General features: G+C 56.7%; 22 protein-coding genes. 12 read left to right on the top strand and 10 right to left on the bottom strand.

Annotated elements, in window-relative coordinates:
* Positions 1 to 60: 60 nt before the first annotated feature.
* From sdaA to pabB, 3 genes are all read right to left on the bottom strand, one after another.
* Positions 61 to 1,425, bottom strand: coding sequence for an L-serine ammonia-lyase (sdaA, locus tag SK50_RS15265; RefSeq protein ID WP_003859920.1), 1,365 nt, complete (start codon positions 1,423 to 1,425; stop codon positions 61 to 63).
* A gap of 184 nt (positions 1,426 to 1,609) precedes the next feature.
* A complete protein-coding gene (locus tag SK50_RS15260) occupies positions 1,610 to 2,188 on the bottom strand; it encodes a CoA pyrophosphatase (RefSeq protein ID WP_045345047.1) in 579 nt (192 codons plus the stop codon).
* Complete coding sequence (pabB, locus tag SK50_RS15255) at positions 2,185 to 3,519, bottom strand: aminodeoxychorismate synthase component 1 (RefSeq protein ID WP_047642499.1); 1,335 nt, start codon at positions 3,517 to 3,519, stop codon at positions 2,185 to 2,187. The genes SK50_RS15260 and pabB overlap by 4 nt, the downstream gene beginning before the upstream one ends.
* Positions 3,520 to 3,580: 61 nt before the next feature.
* Here pabB and SK50_RS15250 point away from each other — a divergent pair, with 61 nt between their 5' ends.
* On the top strand, positions 3,581 to 3,763 hold the full coding sequence (locus SK50_RS15250) for a YoaH family protein (RefSeq protein ID WP_003859925.1): 183 nt from the start codon (positions 3,581 to 3,583) through the stop codon (positions 3,761 to 3,763).
* Between the two features lie 5 nt (positions 3,764 to 3,768).
* On the opposite strand, the gene SK50_RS15245 is transcribed toward SK50_RS15250, so the two are convergent.
* Positions 3,769 to 4,113, bottom strand: coding sequence for a RidA family protein (locus SK50_RS15245; protein WP_003859927.1), 345 nt, complete (start codon positions 4,111 to 4,113; stop codon positions 3,769 to 3,771).
* A 133-nt stretch (positions 4,114 to 4,246) separates the two neighbouring features.
* Between SK50_RS15245 and SK50_RS15240 the strand changes: the two genes are divergently transcribed.
* The 5 genes from SK50_RS15240 to rnd all read left to right on the top strand — a co-directional run bounded on the left by SK50_RS15240 (position 4,247) and on the right by rnd (position 10,626).
* The gene (locus SK50_RS15240; protein WP_045345049.1) at positions 4,247 to 6,157 is read left to right on the top strand and encodes an ATP-dependent DNA helicase; all 1,911 of its coding nucleotides are present in this window, start codon (positions 4,247 to 4,249) and stop codon (positions 6,155 to 6,157) included.
* Positions 6,158 to 6,223: 66 nt separating this feature from the next.
* Complete coding sequence (gene tsaB / locus SK50_RS15235; protein WP_015570308.1) at positions 6,224 to 6,919, top strand: tRNA (adenosine(37)-N6)-threonylcarbamoyltransferase complex dimerization subunit type 1 TsaB; 696 nt, start codon at positions 6,224 to 6,226, stop codon at positions 6,917 to 6,919.
* A 37-nt stretch (positions 6,920 to 6,956) separates the two neighbouring features.
* Entirely contained in the window at positions 6,957 to 7,538 is a 582-nt protein-coding gene (locus SK50_RS15230; protein WP_015570309.1) for a Slp family lipoprotein, read from the top strand.
* 203 nt (positions 7,539 to 7,741) lie between these two features.
* Positions 7,742 to 9,427 carry a long-chain-fatty-acid--CoA ligase FadD gene (gene fadD / locus SK50_RS15225; RefSeq protein ID WP_075553104.1) on the top strand — a complete coding sequence of 562 codons (1,686 nt, stop codon included), beginning with the start codon at positions 7,742 to 7,744 and terminating at the stop codon, positions 9,425 to 9,427.
* 83 nt (positions 9,428 to 9,510) lie between these two features.
* Positions 9,511 to 10,626: a ribonuclease D gene (gene rnd, locus SK50_RS15220; protein WP_122959317.1), complete on the top strand. Its 1,116-nt coding sequence runs from the start codon at positions 9,511 to 9,513 to the stop codon at positions 10,624 to 10,626.
* Positions 10,627 to 10,712: 86 nt separating this feature from the next.
* On the opposite strand, the gene minE is transcribed toward rnd, so the two are convergent.
* Genes minE through minC form a run of 3 tightly spaced genes read right to left on the bottom strand, consistent with a single transcriptional unit; the run spans position 10,713 to position 12,525 of the window.
* Positions 10,713 to 10,979: a cell division topological specificity factor MinE gene (minE, locus tag SK50_RS15215; protein WP_003859937.1), complete on the bottom strand. Its 267-nt coding sequence runs from the start codon at positions 10,977 to 10,979 to the stop codon at positions 10,713 to 10,715.
* Positions 10,980 to 10,982: 3 nt separating this feature from the next.
* Positions 10,983 to 11,795, bottom strand: coding sequence for a septum site-determining protein MinD (gene minD / locus SK50_RS15210; RefSeq protein ID WP_003859938.1), 813 nt, complete (start codon positions 11,793 to 11,795; stop codon positions 10,983 to 10,985).
* Between the two features lie 22 nt (positions 11,796 to 11,817).
* On the bottom strand, positions 11,818 to 12,525 hold the full coding sequence (minC, locus tag SK50_RS15205; protein WP_015570311.1) for a septum site-determining protein MinC: 708 nt from the start codon (positions 12,523 to 12,525) through the stop codon (positions 11,818 to 11,820).
* A 123-nt stretch (positions 12,526 to 12,648) separates the two neighbouring features.
* Between minC and SK50_RS15200 the strand changes: the two genes are divergently transcribed.
* The 3 genes from SK50_RS15200 to SK50_RS15190 all read left to right on the top strand — a co-directional run bounded on the left by SK50_RS15200 (position 12,649) and on the right by SK50_RS15190 (position 14,165).
* Positions 12,649 to 12,924: a YcgL domain-containing protein gene (locus SK50_RS15200; RefSeq protein WP_017693266.1), complete on the top strand. Its 276-nt coding sequence runs from the start codon at positions 12,649 to 12,651 to the stop codon at positions 12,922 to 12,924.
* Between the two features lie 47 nt (positions 12,925 to 12,971).
* Positions 12,972 to 13,631, top strand: a complete 660-nt coding sequence (locus SK50_RS15195) for a fumarylacetoacetate hydrolase family protein (protein ID WP_017693267.1) — start codon at positions 12,972 to 12,974, stop codon at positions 13,629 to 13,631.
* Between the two features lie 93 nt (positions 13,632 to 13,724).
* Complete coding sequence (locus SK50_RS15190) at positions 13,725 to 14,165, top strand: YcgN family cysteine cluster protein (RefSeq protein WP_015570314.1); 441 nt, start codon at positions 13,725 to 13,727, stop codon at positions 14,163 to 14,165.
* A gap of 99 nt (positions 14,166 to 14,264) precedes the next feature.
* On the opposite strand, the gene dsbB is transcribed toward SK50_RS15190, so the two are convergent.
* Both dsbB and nhaB read right to left on the bottom strand, forming a co-directional pair.
* On the bottom strand, positions 14,265 to 14,795 hold the full coding sequence (gene dsbB / locus SK50_RS15185) for a disulfide bond formation protein DsbB (RefSeq protein WP_048229619.1): 531 nt from the start codon (positions 14,793 to 14,795) through the stop codon (positions 14,265 to 14,267).
* Between the two features lie 46 nt (positions 14,796 to 14,841).
* Positions 14,842 to 16,380 (bottom strand): Na(+)/H(+) antiporter NhaB, encoded by a 1,539-nt coding sequence (gene nhaB, locus SK50_RS15180; RefSeq protein WP_017693269.1) that lies wholly within the window; start codon positions 16,378 to 16,380, stop codon positions 14,842 to 14,844.
* A gap of 201 nt (positions 16,381 to 16,581) precedes the next feature.
* On the opposite strand from nhaB, the gene fadR reads away from it, so the two are divergent.
* A complete protein-coding gene (fadR, locus tag SK50_RS15175; protein WP_015570315.1) occupies positions 16,582 to 17,301 on the top strand; it encodes a fatty acid metabolism transcriptional regulator FadR in 720 nt (239 codons plus the stop codon).
* A gap of 109 nt (positions 17,302 to 17,410) precedes the next feature.
* On the opposite strand, the gene SK50_RS15170 is transcribed toward fadR, so the two are convergent.
* Entirely contained in the window at positions 17,411 to 18,943 is a 1,533-nt protein-coding gene (locus SK50_RS15170) for a SpoVR family protein (RefSeq protein ID WP_017384314.1), read from the bottom strand.
* A 321-nt stretch (positions 18,944 to 19,264) separates the two neighbouring features.
* Here SK50_RS15170 and SK50_RS15160 point away from each other — a divergent pair, with 321 nt between their 5' ends.
* Together SK50_RS15160 and dadX are read left to right on the top strand one after the other, a co-directional pair.
* Positions 19,265 to 20,563: a D-amino acid dehydrogenase gene (locus SK50_RS15160; RefSeq protein WP_015570317.1), complete on the top strand. Its 1,299-nt coding sequence runs from the start codon at positions 19,265 to 19,267 to the stop codon at positions 20,561 to 20,563.
* 9 nt (positions 20,564 to 20,572) lie between these two features.
* Entirely contained in the window at positions 20,573 to 21,643 is a 1,071-nt protein-coding gene (dadX, locus tag SK50_RS15155; protein ID WP_015570318.1) for a catabolic alanine racemase DadX, read from the top strand.
* The last annotated feature ends 17 nt before the right edge of the window (positions 21,644 to 21,660 follow it).

Below are 21,660 nucleotides of genomic sequence, written 5' to 3'. Positions count from 1 at the left end.
GAAGCGACGAGACGAGAGGGGAAAATTCGCCCATCCGTTGCAGATGGGCGAAAGGAAGGCTTAGTCGCACTGCACCTTAATGGCCAGACCGCCGCGCGAGGTCTCACGGTACTTCGCGTTCATGTCCTTGCCGGTTTCGTACATAGTTTCAATAACCTTATCCAGCGACACGCGTGGCTCGCTGGTACGGCGCATCGCCATACGTGAGGCGTTGATCGCTTTGACGGAGGCGATGGCGTTACGCTCAATGCACGGCACCTGCACTTGGCCGGCAACCGGGTCACAGGTCAGACCGAGGTTGTGCTCCATACCGATTTCCGCCGCCACGCACACCTGCTCAGGGCTGGCGCCCAGCAGTTCCGCCAGACCCGCTGCTGCCATAGAGCAGGCCACGCCCACTTCACCCTGACAGCCTACTTCGGCACCAGAGATGGACGCATTCATTTTGTACAGCGCGCCGATAGCACCTGCCGCGAGGAAATAGCGGATATAGATGTCCGGCGTCACGGGCTCAATAAAGTGATCGTAATAGGCCAGCACCGCCGGAACGATACCGCACGCTCCGTTGGTTGGCGCCGTCACGACGCGACCACCCGCTGCGTTCTCTTCGTTAACCGCGAGGGCAAACATGTTCACCCAGTCGACCACGTTCATTGGGTCATTGGAGAACTTGTCGGTAGTGACCAGCATGCGGCGCAGCGCAGAGGCACGACGCGGTACGCGCAGTGGCCCAGGCAGAACACCCTCGGTGTTCATCCCGCGGTCAATACAGGCGCGCATGGTTTGCCACACGTTAGCAAAATAGTCTTCGATCTCTTTCTTGCTGTGCAGCGCCAGTTCGTTCTGCATCACCATGCCTGACAGGGACAGACCGGTCTCTTTGCAGTAGCCCAGCATCTCGGTGGCCGATTTAAACGGATAGGGCACATTGACGTCGCCCGCGCTCTCTTTACCAAAGTGTTCTTCGTCAACGATAAAGCCGCCGCCGATGGAGTAGTAAGTTTTGCTGTAGATCTCTTTTTCGCCACTCCAGGCGTGGATGGTCATGCCGTTTTCATGCAGCGGCAGGTTGTCGCTACGAAAACGCATCCCGTCATCCTGCGGGAAGTCCACTTCGTGCTGGCCGTTAGCCAGCAGCAAACGACCGCGCGTTTCCACGTCGCGGATAAATGCCGGAATGGCATCAATATCAACTGTGTCCGGCATATTGCCCGCCAGACCCATAATAATGGCGATATCGGTGTGGTGGCCTTTACCCGTTAATGACAGTGAACCGTAAACGTCTACGGCGACACGGGTAACGCTTTCCAGTAATCCTTTTTCGACCAGATCATCGACGAACTGTTTACCGGCCTTCATCGGCCCTACAGTGTGGGAAGAAGATGGACCAATCCCCACTTTGAACATGTCGAATATACTAATCACTTTCACACTCCTGACAGGGTTACTGGGGTTCCAGTAACGATGTTATAACTGCGCATAGTGTAAGAGGGAACACCAACCTCGGCTTAACTATTCACATGAATTAAACTAATGGTTAACGATGGTTCTGCTAATAGCGCGACGCCGATCGCAAACCTGCCAGAAAAGGGTGGAATGTAAAGTATAGTCAAGGCTTCAGGCCGATTTGCAGGGCCAGCTCACGAATGATGCCTGCCGTCATGCCCCAGACAAAATAATGCTGATACCACGACAGCCAGACCCGATGATCGTGTCCGCGGCGGTGAATATCCAGCGGGTGATAGCGACCCAGACGAAGTGCCTCTTCCAGCGGCATTTCGAATACCGCTGAAACTTCATCGACGCTGGCGTGATACTGAAGATCGGGCGGAATAATGCCAACGACCGGCGTGACCTGAAAACCGGTTACGCTGTCCACTGGCGGCAGCACGCCGATCACCTCGACCGCCTCCGGGGGGATCGCCACTTCCTCATGCGCTTCGCGCAGTGCGGCGGCAATCAGGGATGCATCGGTGCTGTCCACCGCGCCGCCCGGGAACGCAACCTGACCGGCGTGTTTTCGCATATGCGGTGAGCGCTGGGTAAGCAACAGACCCGGCTGCTCACGACGCACGACCGGGATCAGCACCGCCGCCTGACGTTGATTCAGCGTGGCGCGGTTAACCTGGGGCCGCAGAAGCTGAAAGCGCGACAGAAAATCATCCAGCGTCAGGTCGTCTTTCTTCACCGTGAGTTCTCCAGTTGTTTCAGGATACGATTCACTTTATCAAAGGTTTCCTGATATTCCGCCTCCGCCTGGCTGTCGGCCACAATGCCACCGCCTGCGGAACAGTACAGGTTACCGTCGCAGGCCGTCAGGGTGCGAATAGTGATGCTGGTATCCATGGTGCCGCACAGACTCACATAGCCGATGCTGCCGCACCAGGCGTTGCGGCGATGCGGTTCCAGTTCGTCGATGATCTCCATCGCCCGGACCTTCGGCGCGCCGGTAATGGAGCCGCCCGGAAACGCGGCGCGGAGCAGATCGCAGGCGGTTCGCGAGGCCAGCAGACGTGCGGTGATGGTGCTGACCAGATGATGCACCGCCGGGAATGGCTCCACGACGAACAGCTCCGGCACGCGCACGCTGCCCGGCTCGGCGACGCGGCCAATATCATTGCGCATCAGATCGACAATCATCAGGTTTTCAGCGCGATCTTTCGGCGAAGCTGCCAGCGTCTTCGCCTGCTGGCGGTCGGCGTCGGGGTTGGCAAGGCGCGGCAGGGTGCCCTTTATCGGACGGGTCTGAATCATACCGTCAGCCAGGTGAATAAAACGCTCAGGCGAAAGGCTGAGGATAGCGCCGTGTTCAAGGCGTAAAAATGCGCTGAACGGGGCCTTATTGCTGGCATTGAGGCGGGTAAACGCCTGCCATTCGTCTCCCTCGTATGCCGCCTGGAAACGCTGGGCAAGGTTGACCTGATAACAGTCGCCGCTGTGAAGATACGCCTGCACGCGGGAGAATTTTTCCGCGTATTCCTCCGCGCTCATGTTCGAGCGCCAGCCGGAGGTCAGCATAAAGCGTTCCGGGATGGCGGGCCGTTGCGCCTCAAGCCAGGCCAGACGCGCCTGCACGTCCCGGTGGCTCAGCAGGGAAACCGTCTGCTTACGGTGATCCACGATCAGCGCCCAGTCATACAGCCCCACCGCCATATCCGGCAGGGAAATATCCGCCTGCGCATGCTCGGGCAGCGTTTCGAAACGGCGACCCAGATCGTAACCAAACAGGCCCAGCGCGCCCCCCTGGAAAGGCAGATCCGGATCCGGTGTGGCAGATAAGCCCAGAGCATGGATCTCGTTCTGAAGCCGCATCAGCGGATCGTCCGTTGGCGACAGCGCATCGGTCGTCAGCGTTTTAACCGGGTCGGCCACCAGAATATCAAAGCGGCTGTAGGGGTGATCCGCATGGCCGGAGTGCAGCAGCATGGCAAAAGGAAGGTGGCTCAGACGGGCAAACCAGAACTCGGCGGCGTCTGCACGCCAGGGCAAGGTCATAACAGTGGGGAAGCGCATGTTCATGTATGGCATACTACCGGGCAGCGTGAAATAATTAGCGCGAATAATTTAGCAGGAGTTAACGATGTTTGCAGGTTTACCTTCTCTCAGCCATGACCAACAGCAGAAAGCCGTTGAACGTATTCAGGAGCTGATGTCCCAGGGGATGAGCAGCGGACAGGCAATTTCCCAGGTCGCGGAAGAACTTCGCGCCACCCATACCGGCGAGCGGATCGTGGCGCGCTTTGAGGATGAAGATGAAGAATAACCGGCTTACACTGCCGCGATAATCTTGATCTCAACCTTATATTCCGGTTTCATCAGCGTGGCCTGTACGGTGCAGCGTACAGGCGCGTGACCCGCCACCACCCACGCATCCCAGGCTTTATTCATCGCCGCGAAATCGTCTTTATTCGCCAGAAAAATCGTCGCATCCAGAATGCGGGATTTATCGCTGCCCTGTTTTTCCAGTACGGCGTCGATCTGCGCCAGGGTGTTGGCGGTCTGCTCGAAGGCGTCAGCGTCCAGATTGGCAGGGACGCCGGTGTAGTACAGCGTCTGGTTGTGGATCACCACATCAGACCAGCGGGCTTCGGCATCAATGCGCGTAATTGTCATAAACGTATCCTCGTTATCTTTCGTCGTCAGGCGGCAAGACTGCCATAATGTTCCGCCGTCGTCACTATTTGGGGTGGCACCGGAGAGAAGGGGCTGACATAATCCCTGTGCAAAAATACAGTGAGAGAACACCGTGGCAGACGATTTTTCCCCAGAAGGTCACTTAGCACAGGCTATTCCCGGCTTTAAACCGCGCGAACCCCAACGTCAGATGGCGCATGCCGTCGCGCACGCCATCGACAAGGCGCAGCCGCTGGTCGTGGAGGCCGGCACCGGTACGGGGAAAACGTATGCTTACCTCGCTCCTGCGCTGCGGGCGAAAAAGAAGGTGATCATCTCTACGGGATCAAAAGCGCTCCAGGATCAGCTCTACAGCCGCGATTTACCCACGGTGGCGAAAGCGCTGAAATACAAAGGGCGTCTGGCCTTGCTGAAAGGGCGTTCTAACTACCTGTGTCTGGAGCGTCTTGAACAGCAGGCGCTGGCGGGCGGTGACCTGCCGGTACAAACCCTGAGCGATGTGATCGTCCTGCGCGCCTGGGCCAACCAGACGGAGGAGGGGGACATCAGCACCTGCGCGAGCGTGCCGGAAGACTCCCCGGCCTGGCCGCTGGTGACCAGCACCAATGACAACTGCCTCGGCAGCGACTGCCCGCTGTATAAGGACTGTTTTGTGGTGAAAGCGCGTAAAACCGCGATGGACGCCGACGTGGTGGTGGTGAACCATCACCTGTTTCTTGCGGATATGGTGGTCAAGGACAGTGGTTTCGGCGAGCTGATCCCGGAGGCGGAGGTGATGATCTTCGATGAAGCCCATCAGCTACCGGACATCGCCAGCCAGTATTTTGGTCAGTCGCTCTCCAGCCGTCAGCTTCAGGATCTGGCGAAAGATATTACCATTGCCTATCGCACCGAACTCAAAGATACCCAGCAGTTGCAGAAGTGCGCGGACCGCCTGGCGCAATGCGCACAGGATTTCCGCTTACAGCTTGGCGAGCCGGGCTATCGCGGCAACCTGCGCGAACTGCTCGCAGACAAAAATATCCAGCGCGCGCTGCTGCTGCTCGATGATGCCCTTGAACTCTGTTACGACGTGGCGAAGCTGTCCCTCGGACGTTCAGCGCTGCTGGACGCCGCTTTCGAGCGCGCCACGCTCTACCGTGGGCGGCTGAAGCGGCTGAAAGAGATCAACCAGCCGGGCTATAGCTACTGGTACGAATGTACCTCGCGCCACTTCACCCTGGCGCTCACGCCGCTGACCGTTGCTGATAAATTCAAAGAGGTGATGGCGCAAAAGCCCGGCACCTGGGTCTTTACCTCGGCCACGCTGTCGGTCAATGACGATCTGCACCACTTTACCGAGCGCCTCGGCATTGAGCAGGCGGAATCCCTGCTTCTGCCGAGCCCGTTCGACTATGAGAAACAGGCGCTGCTGTGCGTGCCGCGCAATCTGCCGCTGCCTAACCAGCCGGGCGCGGCGCGCCATCTGGCGGCCATGCTGAAGCCGATGATTGAGGCCAACAACGGGCGCTGCTTTATGCTCTGCACCTCACACGCCATGATGCGCGATCTGGCCGAGCAGTTCCGCGCCACCATGACGCTACCGGTGCTGTTGCAGGGGGAAACCAGCAAAGGCCAGCTGCTCCAGCAGTTTGTCAGCGCCGGTAATGCCCTGCTGGTGGCGACCAGCAGCTTCTGGGAAGGGGTGGACGTGCGCGGCGATACGCTCTCGCTGGTGATTATCGATAAGCTGCCGTTCACATCGCCGGACGATCCGCTCCTGAAAGCGCGCATGGAGGATTGCCGTCTGCGCGGGGGCGATCCGTTCGACGACGTCCAGCTGCCGGACGCGGTCATCACGCTTAAACAGGGGGTAGGGCGACTGATCCGCGACGTAACCGACCGCGGGGTGCTGGTGATCTGCGACAACCGCCTGGTGATGCGTCCCTACGGCGCCACCTTCCTCGCCAGCCTGCCGCCCGCGCCGCGCACGCGGGATATTAAACGCGCGGTCCGCTTCCTGGCGAACCCGACGGCGGAGTAATTCTTCCCGGAGTGTGTTAAGATGCGCGCCATTTTGTGACTGACCATTGCGAGAGCGCGACGACTGATGCGAATTCTGGCTATTGATACCGCGACAGAGGCCTGTTCCGTTGCCCTGTGGAACGACGGTACGACTTTTGCTCATTTCGAAGAGTGCCCACGGGAACACACCCAACGTATTCTGCCCCTGGTAAAAACCATTTTAACCGAGGGCAACACCGCCCTGACTGACCTCGACGCGCTGGCCTACGGCCGTGGTCCGGGCAGCTTTACGGGCGTACGTATCGGGATAGGCATTGCGCAGGGGCTGGCGCTGGGCGCTGACCTGCCGATGATCGGCGTCTCAACGCTTGCGACCATGGCTCAGGGTGCCTGGCGCATGACCGGCGCCACCCGCGTGCTGGCTGCGATTGATGCCCGCATGGGGGAAGTCTACTGGGCGGAGTACACCCGTGACGAAAACGGCGTCTGGCACGGCGAAGAGACGGAAGCGGTGCTTAAACCTGAAGCCGTCACCGGGCGCCTGAAACAGCTCTCCGGTGAGTGGGCGACGGTCGGAACCGGCTGGCCGGCATGGCCTGAGATGGCGAAGGACACCGGCCTTACGCTGGTGGACGGTAACATGCTCCTGCCCGCCGCAGAAGATATGCTGCCGATTGCCTGTCAGCTGCTTGCCGCAGGAAAAACCGTGGCGGTTGAACATGCTGAACCGGTTTATTTACGAAACACCGTCGCGTGGAAGAAACTTCCTGGCCGCGAGTGAATCTCAGTAACAGGAACTGAGAAAAAGGAGTCGCATCATGGCGGTTCAGACTAAAGTTGTACGCTTTCTTATGGCAGGCGCGGTTGCCATAGCACTGAGCGGGTGCGTCACCGTTCCTGATGCGATCAAGGGCACCAGCCCGACGCCACAGCAGGATCTGGTACGCGTGATGAATGCCCCGGAGCTGTATGTCGGGCAGGAAGCGCGGTTTGGCGGCAAGGTGGTTGAAGTGTTAAACCAGCAGGGGAAAACCCGACTGGAGATTGCCACTGTCCCGCTGGACGACGGCGCGCGGCCTGTTCTGGGTGAAGCCTCGCGCGGGCGGATCTACGCTGACGTCAGCGGCTTCCTCGATCCGGTAGATTTCCGCGGGCAGCTGGTGACCGTCGTCGGGCCGATTACCGGTTCGGTGGCGGGGAAAATCGGCAATACGCCATACAAATTTATGACCATGCAGGTGAACGGCTACAAACGCTGGCGTATCGCCCAGCAGGTGGTGATGCCGCCACAGCCAATCGATCCGTGGATGTGGGGACCGCATCCGTATCGTTACGGCTACGGTGGCTGGGGTTGGTACAATCCAGGCCCTGCACAGGTTCAAACAATCGTAACTGAGTAACTTACTGTTATTGTTAGGAAAGAGACAGCGGCTCAGCCGCTGTCTCTGTTTTTCTACGGATAAAACGAAAAAAAAGAGTGACGCGCTTCGCAACCTGCAATCTGAACAATTAATAAACTGGTACGCTGAGTTAATATAATGTTAACAAACTGTTTATTATCGGGGCTGTGATGACGACGAACACTCATTTCAGAGGTGATGCATTGAAAAAGGTTTGGCTTAACCGTTATCCCGCGGATGTCCCTGCGGAGATCAATCCTGACCGTTATCAATCCCTGATTGAATTATTTGAACACTCGGTACGGCGCTACGCTGACCAGCCTGCATTTGTGAATATGGGCGAAGTGATGACCTTCCGTAAGCTGGAAGAGCGCAGCCGGGCGTTTGCGGCCTATTTACAGGAAGGGTTGGGCTTGCAGAAAGGGGATCGCGTCGCGCTGATGATGCCAAACCTGCTGCAATACCCGGTGGCGCTGTTCGGGATCCTCAGGGCAGGGATGATTGTGGTTAACGTTAACCCGCTCTATACCCCGCGCGAGCTGGAACATCAGTTGAATGACAGCGGCGCGGCGGCGATTGTGATTGTCTCCAACTTTGCCCACACGCTGGAAAAAGTCGTTGAAAAAACTCAGGTTAAGCACGTCATCCTGACGCGCATGGGCGACCAGCTCTCTACCGCGAAAGGTACGCTGGTCAACTTTGTCGTTAAATACGTTAAGCGGCTGGTGCCGAAATACCACCTGCCGGATGCCATCTCCTTCCGCCGCGCCCTGCATGCGGGCTACCGGATGCAGTACGTGAAGCCGGAGATCGTGTCTGAGGATCTGGCATTTCTGCAATACACGGGCGGTACCACCGGCGTGGCGAAAGGGGCGATGCTGACCCACCGAAATATGCTGGCGAACCTTGAGCAGGTTAATGCCACCTACGGGCCGCTGCTGCACCCGGGCAAGGAGCTGGTGATCACCGCGCTTCCGCTGTATCACATTTTTGCGCTGACCATGAACTGCCTGCTGTTTATTGAGCTTGGCGGTCAAAACGTATTGATCACCAACCCGCGCGACATTCCGGGGCTGGTCAAAGAGCTGGCGAAATACCCGTTCACCGCCATGACCGGCGTGAACACCCTGTTTAACGCGCTGCTTAACAATAAAGAGTTCCTGCAGCTCGATTTCTCCACGCTGCACCTCTCTGCGGGTGGCGGGATGCCGGTTCAGCAGGCGGTTGCCGAGCGCTGGGTGAAACTCACCGGGCAATATCTGCTGGAAGGCTATGGCCTGACGGAGTGCGCCCCGCTGGTCAGCGTTAACCCGCATGATATCGACTATCACAGCGGCAGTATCGGTCTGCCGGTCCCGTCGACGGAAGCAAAACTGGTGGATGATGAGGATAACGAAGTGCCTCACGGTGAGCCAGGGGAGCTGTGCGTCAGAGGGCCGCAGGTGATGCTGGGCTACTGGCAACGTCCGGATGCCACGGATGAGATCATCAAAGACGGCTGGCTGCACACGGGCGACATCGCGGTGATGGATGACGAAGGCTTCCTGCGCATCGTCGATCGCAAGAAAGATATGATCCTGGTGTCAGGGTTCAACGTCTATCCGAACGAAATCGAAGACGTGGTGATGCAGCACAGCGGCGTGCTGGAAGTGGCGGCGGTGGGCGTTCCTTCCGGCAGCAGCGGTGAAGCGGTGAAGATATTTGTGGTCAAGAAAGATCCTTCTCTGACCGAGGATGCGCTGATAACATTTTGTCGCCGTCAGCTGACCGGCTATAAAGTGCCGAAGCTGGTGGAATTCCGGGATGAGCTGCCGAAATCCAACGTCGGGAAGATATTACGACGAGAATTACGTGACGAAGCCCGTGCCAAAGTGGACAATAAGGCCTGAGCTTCACGTTAATCGCCCAGACGCCGGTTAATCCGGCGTTTTTTATGGGCGCAAACAAAAGAGAGTCCGATTTGAATTACCAGATGATCACTACCAACGACGAGCTGGCTTCGCTGTGCGAGGTGACGCGTGAATTTCCCGCTATCGCCCTGGATACGGAATTTGTCCGCACCCGAACGTACTATCCGCAGCTGGGTCTGATTCAGATGTATGACGGCAAACACGTGTCGTTGATTGACCCCCTCGGCATTACCGACTGGGCGCCAATGCGCGAGCTGTTGCTGGATACCGCCGTGACCAAATATCTGCACGCGGGCAGTGAAGATCTGGAAGTCTTTCTCAACACCTTTGGCATCATGCCGCAGCCGCTGATTGATACCCAGATCCTCGCGGCGTTCAGCGGTCGTCCGCTCTCCTGGGGTTTTGCGGCGATGGTGGAAGAGTACACCGGTCTGACGCTGGATAAGAGCGAATCGCGTACCGACTGGCTCGCGCGTCCGCTGACGGCGCGTCAGCTTGAATACGCCGCGGCAGACGTCTTTTATCTTCTTCCAATTGCCGGCCAGCTCATGAAAGAGGCTGAGGCGTCCGGTTGGCTGTCTGCCGCACTGGACGAGTGCCGCATGACGCAGCAGCGTCGCCAGGAAGTGGTTGATCCGAAAGAAGCCTGGCGTGACATCACCAACGCCTGGCAGCTGCGCACCCGCCAGCTGGCCTGTCTGCAATTGCTGGCTGACTGGCGTCTGCGTAAAGCGCGTGAGCGCGATCTGGCGGTTAACTTCGTGGTGCGTGAAGAACACCTGTGGGCGGTGGCGCGCTATATGCCGGGTAGCCTTGGTGAGCTGGACAGCATTGGCCTTTCCGGAAGTGAGATCCGTTTCCACGGTAAAACGCTGCTCGCGCTGGTAGAGAAAGCTCAGCAGCTGCCGGAGGACGCATTGCCAGAACCGCTGCTTAACCTGATGGATATGCCGGGCTACCGCAAGGCGTTCAAAGACATCAAAGCGCTGGTGCAGACGGTGGCGGGGGAAAGCAAACTGAGTGCCGAACTGCTGGCTTCACGTCGTCAGATTAACCAGCTGCTGAACTGGCACTGGAAGTTGAAACCGCAAAATGGTTTACCGGAACTGGTCGCCGGATGGCGGGGGGAACTGATGGCCGAACGCCTGAATACCCTGCTGGAAGGGTATCCGCGCTAAAGAATTGTAGCCCCGGTAAGCGCAGCGCCACCGGGGAAATTGCCGGGCGGCGCGATGCTTACCCGGCCTACAAAACCACAAACGGATTAACGCGACTCTTCCGCTTCCGGAAGCGTCACGTTCAGCTCCAGAATCGAAATATCCCCGTCTTTTTGCTCCAGCTGAACGGTGACCATTTCCGGGTCAATCTGCACGTATTTGCAGATCACTTCCAGAATGTCTTTGCGCAGCTGCGGCAGGTAGTGCGGTTCGGCGTCACTACGACGACGTTCCGCCACAATGATTTGCAGACGTTCTTTTGCGATGTTGGCGGTGCTTTTTTTCCGCGAGAGAAAAAAGTCCAGTAATGCCATAACTTATCCTCCGAACAGGCGTTTGAGGAAACCTTTCTTCTCTTCTTCAATGAAGCGGAAAGGACGTTCTTCTCCCAGCAGACGGTCAACGGTATCCGCATACGCTTTACCTGCGTCTGCCTGTGTATCCAGGATCACGGGCTCGCCCTGGTTAGAGGCGCGCAACACGGACTGATCTTCCGGGATCACGCCAACCAGTTTGATGCGCAGGATCTCCAGCACGTCTTCCATGCTCAGCATGTCACCTTTGTTCACCCGGCCCGGGTTGTAGCGGGTCAGCAGCAGGTGCTCTTTGATTGGCTCCTGGCCATTTTCCGCGCGACGGGATTTCGAGGCCAGAATGCCGAGAATACGGTCGGAGTCACGTACTGACGAGACTTCCGGGTTGGTGGTGATGATGGCTTCATCCGCGAAGTAGAGCGCCATCAAAGCCCCGGTTTCGATACCGGCCGGGGAGTCGCAGACCACGAAGTCGAACTCCATCTTTTTCAGATCGTCGAGCACCTTTTCCACGCCTTCGCGGGTCAGGGCGTCTTTATCACGGGTCTGGGACGCCGGAAGAATGTAGAGGTTCTCGGTACGCTTATCTTTAATCAGCGCCTGGTTAAGGGTGGCATCGCCCTGAATGACGTTCACGAAGTCATACACCACGCGACGCTCGCAACCCATGATCAGGTCCAGGTTACGCAGACCGATATCGAAGTCGATTACGACGGTTTTCTTTCCCTTCTGGGCCAAACCAGTAGCGATGGCCGCGCTGGAGGTGGTCTTGCCAACGCCTCCTTTACCCGAAGTCACAACAATAATGCGTGCCATAGAAATTCCTTGTTAAAAGGGATCAATTTAACGGTTGAACGGTCAAAGCGTTATCTGCCAGTTGCAGACGGGCCGCTTTGCCATAAAATTCGGCTGGGATTTTATCGCTCAGCCAATATTCACCTGCGATAGACACCAGTTCTGCCGTCAGGTGAGTACAAAAAATTTGTGCTTCTCGATCGCCGCTGGCGCCCGCAAGCGCACGCCCACGCATCATACCGTAAACGTGAATATTGCCATCTGCAATCAGTTCTGCGCCCGCACTGACGTGGCTTGTAACAATCAGATCACAGTTTGGCGCATAAATGCGCTGACCGGAACGAACCGGCAGATCAATCAATCGCGTTTTTGTGACTGGGGCTACATTTTGCGCCGGAGGCGGGGGAGCGGGAACGGTTGCAGGCGTTGCACGCGGGGCTTTTTCTTTGCCCTCGTTTAACAAGGGCAAACCCGCGCGTTCAATTTCGGCTTTTAACTCTGCGTCTTTGCAGCCGCTAATACCCACGATGCGCAACCCCGTGGAGACGACGGCCTGCTGGAGTCGCTTCCAGTTAACCGGCCCCTCAAGGTCGCTTACATTGACGACGACAGGAGCATGCTTAAGAAAAGCGGGAGCCTGCGCGATTTTGTCTTCTAACGCCTGACGAATAACCTCGGGTTTTGCATCATGCAAATGAACCACTGATAAGGTGAAGCTACTGCCTTTAAGCTCGATGGGCGTATTTGACATCCTGGCCTTACTCAATTTGCTATTAACCGCAACACATCGCCGCGATATTCCGAAGAGTATCAGGCATGTTATAGTCAGGAGTATATTGAGGCAAGCAACCACCCGTTAATTCAGAGTAAAAACATGTTTTGTGTGATCTACAGAAGTACCAGCCGCGACCAGACCTACCTTTATGTCGAAAAGAAAGACGATTTTTCCCGCGTGCCTGAAGAATTAATGAAAAGCTTTGGCCGACCGCAGCTGGCGATGCTGCTGCCGCTGGACGGCTGTAAGAAGCTGGTGAACGCCGATCTTGAGAAAGTCAAAAAGGCGTTAATCGAGCAGGGCTATTATTTACAGCTTCCGCCGCCACCGGAGAATTTATTAAAACAGCACCTTGAGCTGAGCGGAAAGAAATAAGCCCGGGTCCTTCCGGGAACAACTCATCAACCGATTAGGGGTCGACCATGTATCAACATCATAACTGGCAAGGTGCATTACTGGATTATCCCGTCAGCAAAGTGGTCTGCGTGGGCAGCAACTATGCAAAACATATTCAGGAGATGGGCAGCGCCGTGCCGGAAGAGCCGGTTCTGTTTATTAAGCCAGAAACCGCACTGTGCGATATTCGCCAGCCGCTGGTTCTGCCGCAGGGACTGGGCTCGGTGCATCATGAAGTGGAGCTGGCGGTGCTGATCGGCGCGACGCTGCGCCAGGCAACTGAAGAGCATGTAGAGAAAGCGATTGCGGGTTACGGTGTCGCGCTCGACCTGACGCTGCGTGACGTCCAGGGCAAAATGAAGAAAGCGGGGCAGCCGTGGGAAAAAGCCAAGGGTTTTGATAATTCATGCCCGATTTCCGGTTTCGTTCCGGTGAGTGAATTTACCGACGATCCGCAGAACACGCCGCTCAGCCTGAAGGTCAACGGCGAGATCCGCCAGCAGGGAACAACCGCTGACATGATCCATAAGATCGTTCCGCTGATTGCCTACATGAGCCGCTTCTTCACCCTGAAACCTGGCGACGTGATCCTCACCGGCACTCCGGAAGGTGTGGGGCCGCTGCTTAGCAGCGACGAACTGGACGTCAGTTTTAACGGCCTGTCGCTGAAAACCCGCGTGCTGTAAAAGCACCTTGCCGCCTGAAAAGGGCGGCAAAACTTGCATCAACGTGCCAGACTCGTTATAAGGTGCGCTCTATTTTGACGTGTGGACATCCCGATGAACGACATTCCTTTCTGGCAAAGCAAAACTCTCGACGACATGACCGACGCGGAGTGGGAATCGTTGTGTGACGGCTGCGGGCAGTGCTGCCTGCATAAGCTAATGGATGAAGATTCGGACGAGATCTATTTCACCAACGTAGCCTGCAAGCAGTTAAACATCAAAACCTGCCAGTGCCGCAACTATGAGCGCCGTTTCGAATATGAGCCGGACTGCATCAAGTTAACCCGTGAAAATCTGCCGACCTTTGAGTGGCTGCCGCATACCTGCGCGTATCGCCTGCTGGCGGAAGGAAAGGATCTGCCGACATGGCATCCGCTGTTGACGGGGTCGAAAGCGGCGATGCACGGTGAACGTATTTCCGTGCGCCACATTGCGGTGAAAGAGTCCGAGGTGCGCGACTGGGAAGACCACATTATGAATCACCCTAATCGGTGATAATAAAAAACCCGCCGAGGCGGGTTTTTTATTGTGCGCAATTTTGTCGGGTGGCGCTGCGCTTACCCGACCAACAAAACTGACGTTGCCGTTTTGCTTTTACCTTCCAAAAAGATCGCGTTTCTTTGGTTTGAACGGCTGGGCAATCAGCACCAGCAGCGCCACCACAAAGTAGGCGACAAAAATGCCCACCAGCCACTGCGGCATCTCCAGCGTCAGGAACTCCCACTGGCGTACAGAGCAGTCACCGGAGGCCACAAACACCTGCGGCAGCCATTTATCCAGCGGCAGCCAGCTCGGGAAGCGGGCGGCAAAATCGCAGGTCATAAACGGCGACGGGTGAAGCTGCATCTGGGTGTGCTCCCAGGCAAGCGCAATCCCTTTCCCGGCGCTGTATAGCCAGATGGCAATTGCCGCATAGCGTAACGGTGATTTGGGTGCAATCGCACCTACCAGACCCGCGCCCATAATGCCGAACAGAGCACAACGCTCATAAATACACAGTACGCAAGGTTTCAGCCCCATCACATGCTGAAACCACAGCGCGACCACTTCCAGCGCAAAGGCGGTCAGGGCCATCAACAACCACGCTCCGCGACCGCGTGAGCACTGGTTCAAAAATCGCAACATAATCATTTCCCTGGAACATGCTTAGACAGCGCAGTGTAAACGAATTTTAATGCGCCGCAAGTATACCTGCTTGCAATAACCATTGCGTACAGGGAACGAGAGTAATTTTGATGCACAGCAAACCAACCAGGGTAAGCACCAGCGTATACGGCAGCGCCATCCAGACCATTCTTCCATAAGAAAGTCGTATGAGTGGTGCCAGCGCCGAGGTCAGCAGGAAGAGGAATGCCGCCTGACCGTTCGGGGTTGCCACGGAGGGGAGGTTGGTTCCGGTGTTGATCGCCACCGCCAGCAGCTCGAACTGTTCACTGCTGACAATCCCTTGCTCCATCGCGGCTTTGGCCTCATTGATGTATACCGTCCCGACAAAGACGTTATCGGATATAGAGGACAACAGACCGTTAAACAAATAGAACAGCGTTAGCTGCGAATCTGGCGTAGCCTGAAGCACAAACGCGATGATCGGCGCGAACAGATGTTGGTCAATAATCACCGCCACGACCGCGAAAAACACCGCCAGCAGGGCGGTAAACGGCAGCGCTTCGGTAAAGGCTTTTCCGATAGCATGTTCGTCCGTAACGCCGCCCAGGCTGGTTGCAAGGATAATTACCGACAGGCCAATCAGCCCCACCTCGGCAAGGTGGAAGGCCAGCGCAGCGATAAGCCACACGCCGATGAAACCCTGTGCAATCAGGCGCAGCGTCTCCTGGCGCGTGCGTTGTTTGCGGCTCTGCTCGTCAAACTTATGCAGCTCCTGGCGGACCTGATCGGGCAACTTCGCGCCATACCCAAAGAGGTTGAATTTTTCGACCAGCACACAGGTGGCTAACCCGCAGACCAGCACGGGCACGCTGACGGGCGCCATGCGCAGGAAAAATTCGCCAAAATGCCATTCAGCCGCTTTGGCGATAATCAGGTTTTGCGGCTCCCCGACCATGGTCATCACGCCGCCCAGCGCCGTCCCCACGCCCGCATGCATCATCAGGCTGCGCAGAAACGCGCGGAACTGTTCCAGCACATCGCGGTTGTGCGCCTCAACATGGCTGTCGTCCTGCAAGTTATCGCCAGGACGAGACGAGGCCACCCGGTGGTAAATCCCGTAAAAGCCGACGGCGACGCTGATCACCACCGCAACGACCGTCAGCGCATCCAGGAAGGCAGAGAGGAAGGCCGCGGCGAGGCAAAACGCCAGCGAAAGCAGCGTTTTCGACGGAATGCTCAGCAGCAAACGGGTGAAGATAAACAGCAGAAGCTGCTTCATAAAGTAGATCCCCGCCACCATGAAGATCAGCAGCAGCAGGACTTCAAGATTCGACGCTATCTCGTTTTTAACATGCTCCGCGCTGGTCATTCCAATGACCACGGCTTCCAGCGCCAGCAGCCCGCCGGGCAACAGCGGATAGCACTTCAGCGCCATCGCCAGGGTAAAGATAAACTCGGCGACCAACATCCACCCGGCAACGAAGGGATCCAGCAAAAAGATAACGGGATTAACGACCAGGAATACCAGTAAAGTAAGTTTGTACCAGTCAGGTGACTGACCTAAAAAGTTGCGCCACAGCGCGCGCCCAAATGAAATTTCCACGACAGACGTCCTTTACCCGTCAAATAAGACAAGACATCAGTATACGCAAAAATGGCGGCAGAGCGGGGGATTAAGCCATTTGTAAATTTCATAAAAATGAAACGGCGATCCCTCTTTTCTGTCTCTGCTGCGCTATCTGCCTCTGCGCGCCTCTGGTATGATGAGTGCAATTTGCTAAAGCTGTGTAATGGAAATCTCACTATGGTCATTAAGGCGCAGAGCCCGGCGGGTTTCGCGGAAGAGTACATCATTGAAAGCATCTGGAATAATCGTTTCCCTGCGGGATCAATTCTACCTGCTGAACGCGAACTCTCTGAACTGATTGGCGTCACCCGTACCACGCTGCGAGAAGTGCTCCAGCGTCTGGCGCGCGATGGCTGGTTGACGATACAGCATGGCAAACCCACTAAGGTGAACAACTTCTGGGAAACGTCCGGGCTGAACATTCTGGAAACGCTGGCGCGTCTCGACCACGAAAGCGTACCGCAGCTGATTGATAATCTGCTTTCCGTGCGCACCAACATCGCCACCATTTTCATCCGCACCGCGTTTCGTCAGCATCCTGAAGATGCGCTGAAAGTGCTTGCCACCGCTAATGAGGTGGAAGACCACGCGGATGCCTTTGCGACCCTGGATTACAATGTGTTCCGCGGTCTGGCGTTTGCTTCCGGCAATCCGGTTTACGGTCTGATCCTGAATGGAATGAAAGGGTTATATACGCGCATTGGTCGTCACTATTTTGCTAACCCTGAAGCCCGCAGCCTGGCGCTCGGCTTCTACCATAAACTGAGCAAACTCTGCACCGAAGGGCTGCACGATCAGGTCTATGAAACGGTGCGTCGTTACGGCCACGACTCCGGTGAAATCTGGCATCGGATGCAGAAAACGCTGCCGGGTGATTTAGCGATTCAGAGTCGCTAAAATAAAAAACCTCTCGATTGAGAGGTTTTTTTTCGCCCGGTGGCGCTTTGCTTACCGGGCCTACAAAACCCGTAGGCCGGGTAAGGCGTAGCCGCCACCCGGCAACAAACTACAGCGTATTCAACCGCGCCGGACACCGGTCCAGCAGCTCCACGCTGCCATCTTCGTTCTGCTGCTCCAGCAACACGTCAAATCCCCACAGGCGATGCACATGCTTCAGCACTTCCTTACGCCCCTTGTCCAGCGGCGCGCGGTTGTGCGGAATATAGCGCAACGTCAGGGAGCGGTCGCCGCGCAGATCCACGTTCCAGACCTGAATGTTCGGTTCAAGATTACTCAGGTTGTACTGGGATGACAGGCGCGAGCGGATCTCGCGATAGCCCTCTTCGTTGTGGATCGCGGAGATCTCCAGGTAGTTGTTGCGGTCATCATCCAGTACGGTGAAGAAGCGGAAATCACGCATGATCTTCGGCGACATGAACTGGCTGATAAAGCTCTCATCCTTAAAATCACGCATCGCGAAGTGCAGCGTTTCCAGCCAGTCGGAACCGGCAATATCCGGGAACCAGTATTTGTCCTCTTCGGTGGGCGACTGACAAATACGCTTGATATCCTGGAACATGGCAAAGCCGAGCGCGTACGGGTTAATGCCGCTGTACCACGGGCTGTTATATGCCGGCTGGAATACCACGTTGGTGTGGCTGTGCAGAAACTCCATCATAAACCGCTCGGTGACTTTTCCTTCGTCGTACAGGTGGTTAAGAATGGTGTAGTGCCAGAAGGTCGCCCAGCCTTCGTTCATCACCTGGGTCTGCTTCTGCGGATAGAAATACTGGCTCACCTTGCGCACGATGCGCAGGATCTCACGCTGCCACGGCTCCAGCAGTGGGGCGTTTTTCTCCATAAAGTAGAGCAGGTTTTCCTGCGGCTCGGAAGGGTAGCGACGCGCCTCGGCGACGGTTTTCTCCTCTTCACGTTTCGGCAGGGTGCGCCACAGCATATTCACCTGGCTTTGCAGATACTCCTCGCGGCTCTTCTGCCGGGCTTTCTCTTCCTGCAATGAGATCTTCTGCGGACGCTTATAACGATCAACGCCGTAGTTCATCAGCGCGTGGCAGGAGTCCAGCAGCTTCTCCACCTCGTCCACGCCGTAGCGCTCTTCGCAGTCGGTAATGTATTTGCGGGCGAAGATCAGGTAATCGACGATGGAGCTGGCGTCCGTCCAGCTGCGGAACAGATAGTTATTTTTGAAGAACGAGTTATGTCCATAGCAGGCGTGCGCCATCACCAGCGCCTGCATGGTAATGGTGTTCTCCTCCATCAGATAGGCAATACACGGGTTAGAGTTAATGACGATTTCATACGCCAGTCCCTGCTGCCCGTGCTTATACAGCCGCTCTGTTTCAATGAATTTTTTGCCAAACGACCAGTGCGGATAGTTAATTGGCATCCCGACGCTGGAGTAAGCGTCCATCATCTGTTCCGAGGTGATGACTTCAATCTGATGGGGATAGGTATCCAGACGATAGAGTTTGGCCACCCGGTCGATCTCCGCCAGGTAGACATCCAGCAACTCGAAGGTCCAGTCGGGTCCATCGCTCAGACGGGTGCTGTCCCTGGACATGGAATCTAGTGTAGCCATTAGCGCGCCCTCGTTGTTGGTCGCTCTCTCTGACTGGAGAGCCTCCTTTCAAGCATAGATCACCCCATTCAAATACGCGGGGCGCAGAAATTTTTTCTTTGCGATTTCGCGTTTTCGATACGGCAAATAAAGCGGTGCTCACAGAATTTTCTACTGGTTAAAAATAACGCGCAGCAGGAGATCCCAAATAAGCGCCATCCCCTGATACAGCGGGATATGTGAGTTGAGTCACCATAAAAAAGTCATATGTTGAATAATATTTTCAACTAGGTTATCAATCTGTAATTAGATGATTGTTCTTTTGCTCATAATGGAGTGGCTATGCGTGTTGTCATACTGGGAAGTGGTGTCGTTGGCGTAACCAGCGCCTGGTATTTGAGTCAGGCGGGACATGAGGTTACCGTTATCGATCGCGAATCCGGTCCGGCGCTGGAAACCAGTGCGGCGAATGCGGGGCAAATCTCTCCGGGCTACGCTGCGCCGTGGGCGGCCCCGGGCGTTCCGCTGAAGGCGATCAAATGGATGTTTCAGCGACATGCGCCGTTGGCGATAAGTCTTGACGGCACGCAGTTCCAGCTTAAATGGATGTGGCAGATGCTGCGCAACTGCGACACCCGCCACTATATGGAAAACAAGGGGCGTATGGTGCGGCTGGCGGAATACAGCCGCGACTGCCTGAAGGCGCTGCGTGCCTCAACGGGCATTGAATATGAAGGGCGTCAGGGCGGCACGCTTCAGCTGTTCCGTACCGCGCAACAGTACGAAAACGCGACCCGCGATATCGCCGTGCTTGAAGATGCTGGCGTACCGTATCAGCTGCTGGAAGCCAGCCAGCTGGCGCAGGTGGAGCCAGCGCTTGCCGAGGTCGCGCACAAGCTGACGGGCGGTCTGCGTTTACCGAACGATGAAACCGGCGACTGCCAGCTTTTCACCCAGCGTCTGGCGCGCATGTGTGAGCAGGCCGGGGTGAAATTCCGCTTCAATACTTCTGTCGACAAACTGCTGTCGGAAGGGGAGAAGATTTACGGCGTGAAGTGTGGGGAAGAGGTAATTAAAGCCGATGCCTACGTGATGGCGTTTGGCTCCTACTCAACCGCGATGCTGAAAGGCATCCTGGATATCCCGGTCTATCCGCTGAAAGGCTACTCCCTGACCATCCCGGTGAAAGAGGACAGCGGCGCGCCGGTCTCGACCATTCTTGATGAAACCTACAAAATCGCCATCACCCGCTTCGATAACCGGATCCGCGTCGGGGGCATGGCGGAAATCGTGGGCTTCAATACCGAGCTGCTCAAACCGCGTCGTGAAACGCTGGAGATGGTCGTGGGCGATCTCTTCCCGCGCGGCGGCTTCATTGAGCAGGCGACATTCTGGACCGGCCTGCGCCCAATGACCCCGGACGGCACGCCGATTGTGGGCCGTACACCATACAAAAATCTGTGGACTAACACCGGCCACGGCACGCTTGGCTGGACCATGGCCTGCGGTTCGGGCCAGCTGCTGAGCGACCTGATCTCCGGAAGGACGCCGGCAATTCCGTTTGACGATTTGAGCGCCGCACGCTATCAATCAGGGTTTACCCCATCGCGTCCACAACACCTGCACGGCGCGCATAATTAAGGAGTCGTCATGTCCCGTCCCATTCTGGCCCAGCTGGATTTGCAGGCGCTGAAGGATAACCTGCAAATTGTTCGCCGTGCTGCGCCGGGTTCTCGTGTCTGGTCGGTGGTGAAAGCCAACGCCTACGGTCATGGTATCGACCGTATCTGGAGTGCGCTCGGCGGCACCGATGGTTTTGCCTTGCTGAATCTGGAAGAGGCCATCCTGCTGCGCGAGCGCGGCTGGAAAGGACCGATCCTGCTGCTGGAAGGATTCTTTCATGCGCAGGATCTGCCTCTGCTGGATAAGTACCGCCTGACGACCAGCGTTCACAGTAACTGGCAGATCAAGGCCATCCAGGACGCGAAGCTGCATGCCCCGCTGGATCTCTATCTCAAAGTGAACAGCGGGATGAACCGTCTGGGCTTCCAGCCTGAACGGGTGCATACGGTCTGGCAGCAGCTTCGTGCGCTGAAAAACGTCGGTGAGATGACGCTGATGGCGCACTTCGCCGATGCGGAAAAGCCGGACGGCATTGCCGATGCCATGGTCCGCATTGAGCAGGCGGCAGAAGGTCTGGACTGTCCGCGCTCGCTGTCGAACTCAGCGGCAACGCTCTGGCATCCCGAGGCGCACTACAACTGGGTACGTCCAGGGATCGTTTTGTACGGCGCGTCACCCTCAGGTCAGTGGCAGGATATTGCCAACAGCGGCCTGAAGCCGGTGATGACGTTACGAAGCGAGATTATCGGCGTGCAAACCCTTAAAGCGGGCGATACGGTGGGCTATGGCAGCCGCTATCGGGCAGCAGGTGAACAGCGCATCGGTATCGTGGCGGGGGGCTATGCAGATGGTTATCCGCGCATCGCCCCGAGCGGCACGCCGGTGTGGGTCGATGGCGTGCGCACCGGCACGGTAGGTACCGTCTCCATGGACATGCTGGCCATCGATTTGACGCCGTGTCCCCAGGCGGGCATCGGATCGCCGGTTGAGCTGTGGGGCAACGAGGTTAAAATTGATGATGTGGCCGCTGCGGCGGGCACCGTCGGGTATGAACTGATGTGCGCTCTGGCGCCAAGAGTGCCTGTTGTGACGGTGTAACTTGTGTGTGCCGGGTG

The organism is Enterobacter sp. BWH64 (genome assembly GCF_001037645.1).
In the GTDB taxonomy this organism is placed as follows: domain Bacteria; phylum Pseudomonadota; class Gammaproteobacteria; order Enterobacterales; family Enterobacteriaceae; genus Enterobacter; species Enterobacter hormaechei_C.
Note: the sequence above shows the minus strand (reverse complement) of the source record. Positions and strands in the feature narration are given on the sequence as shown.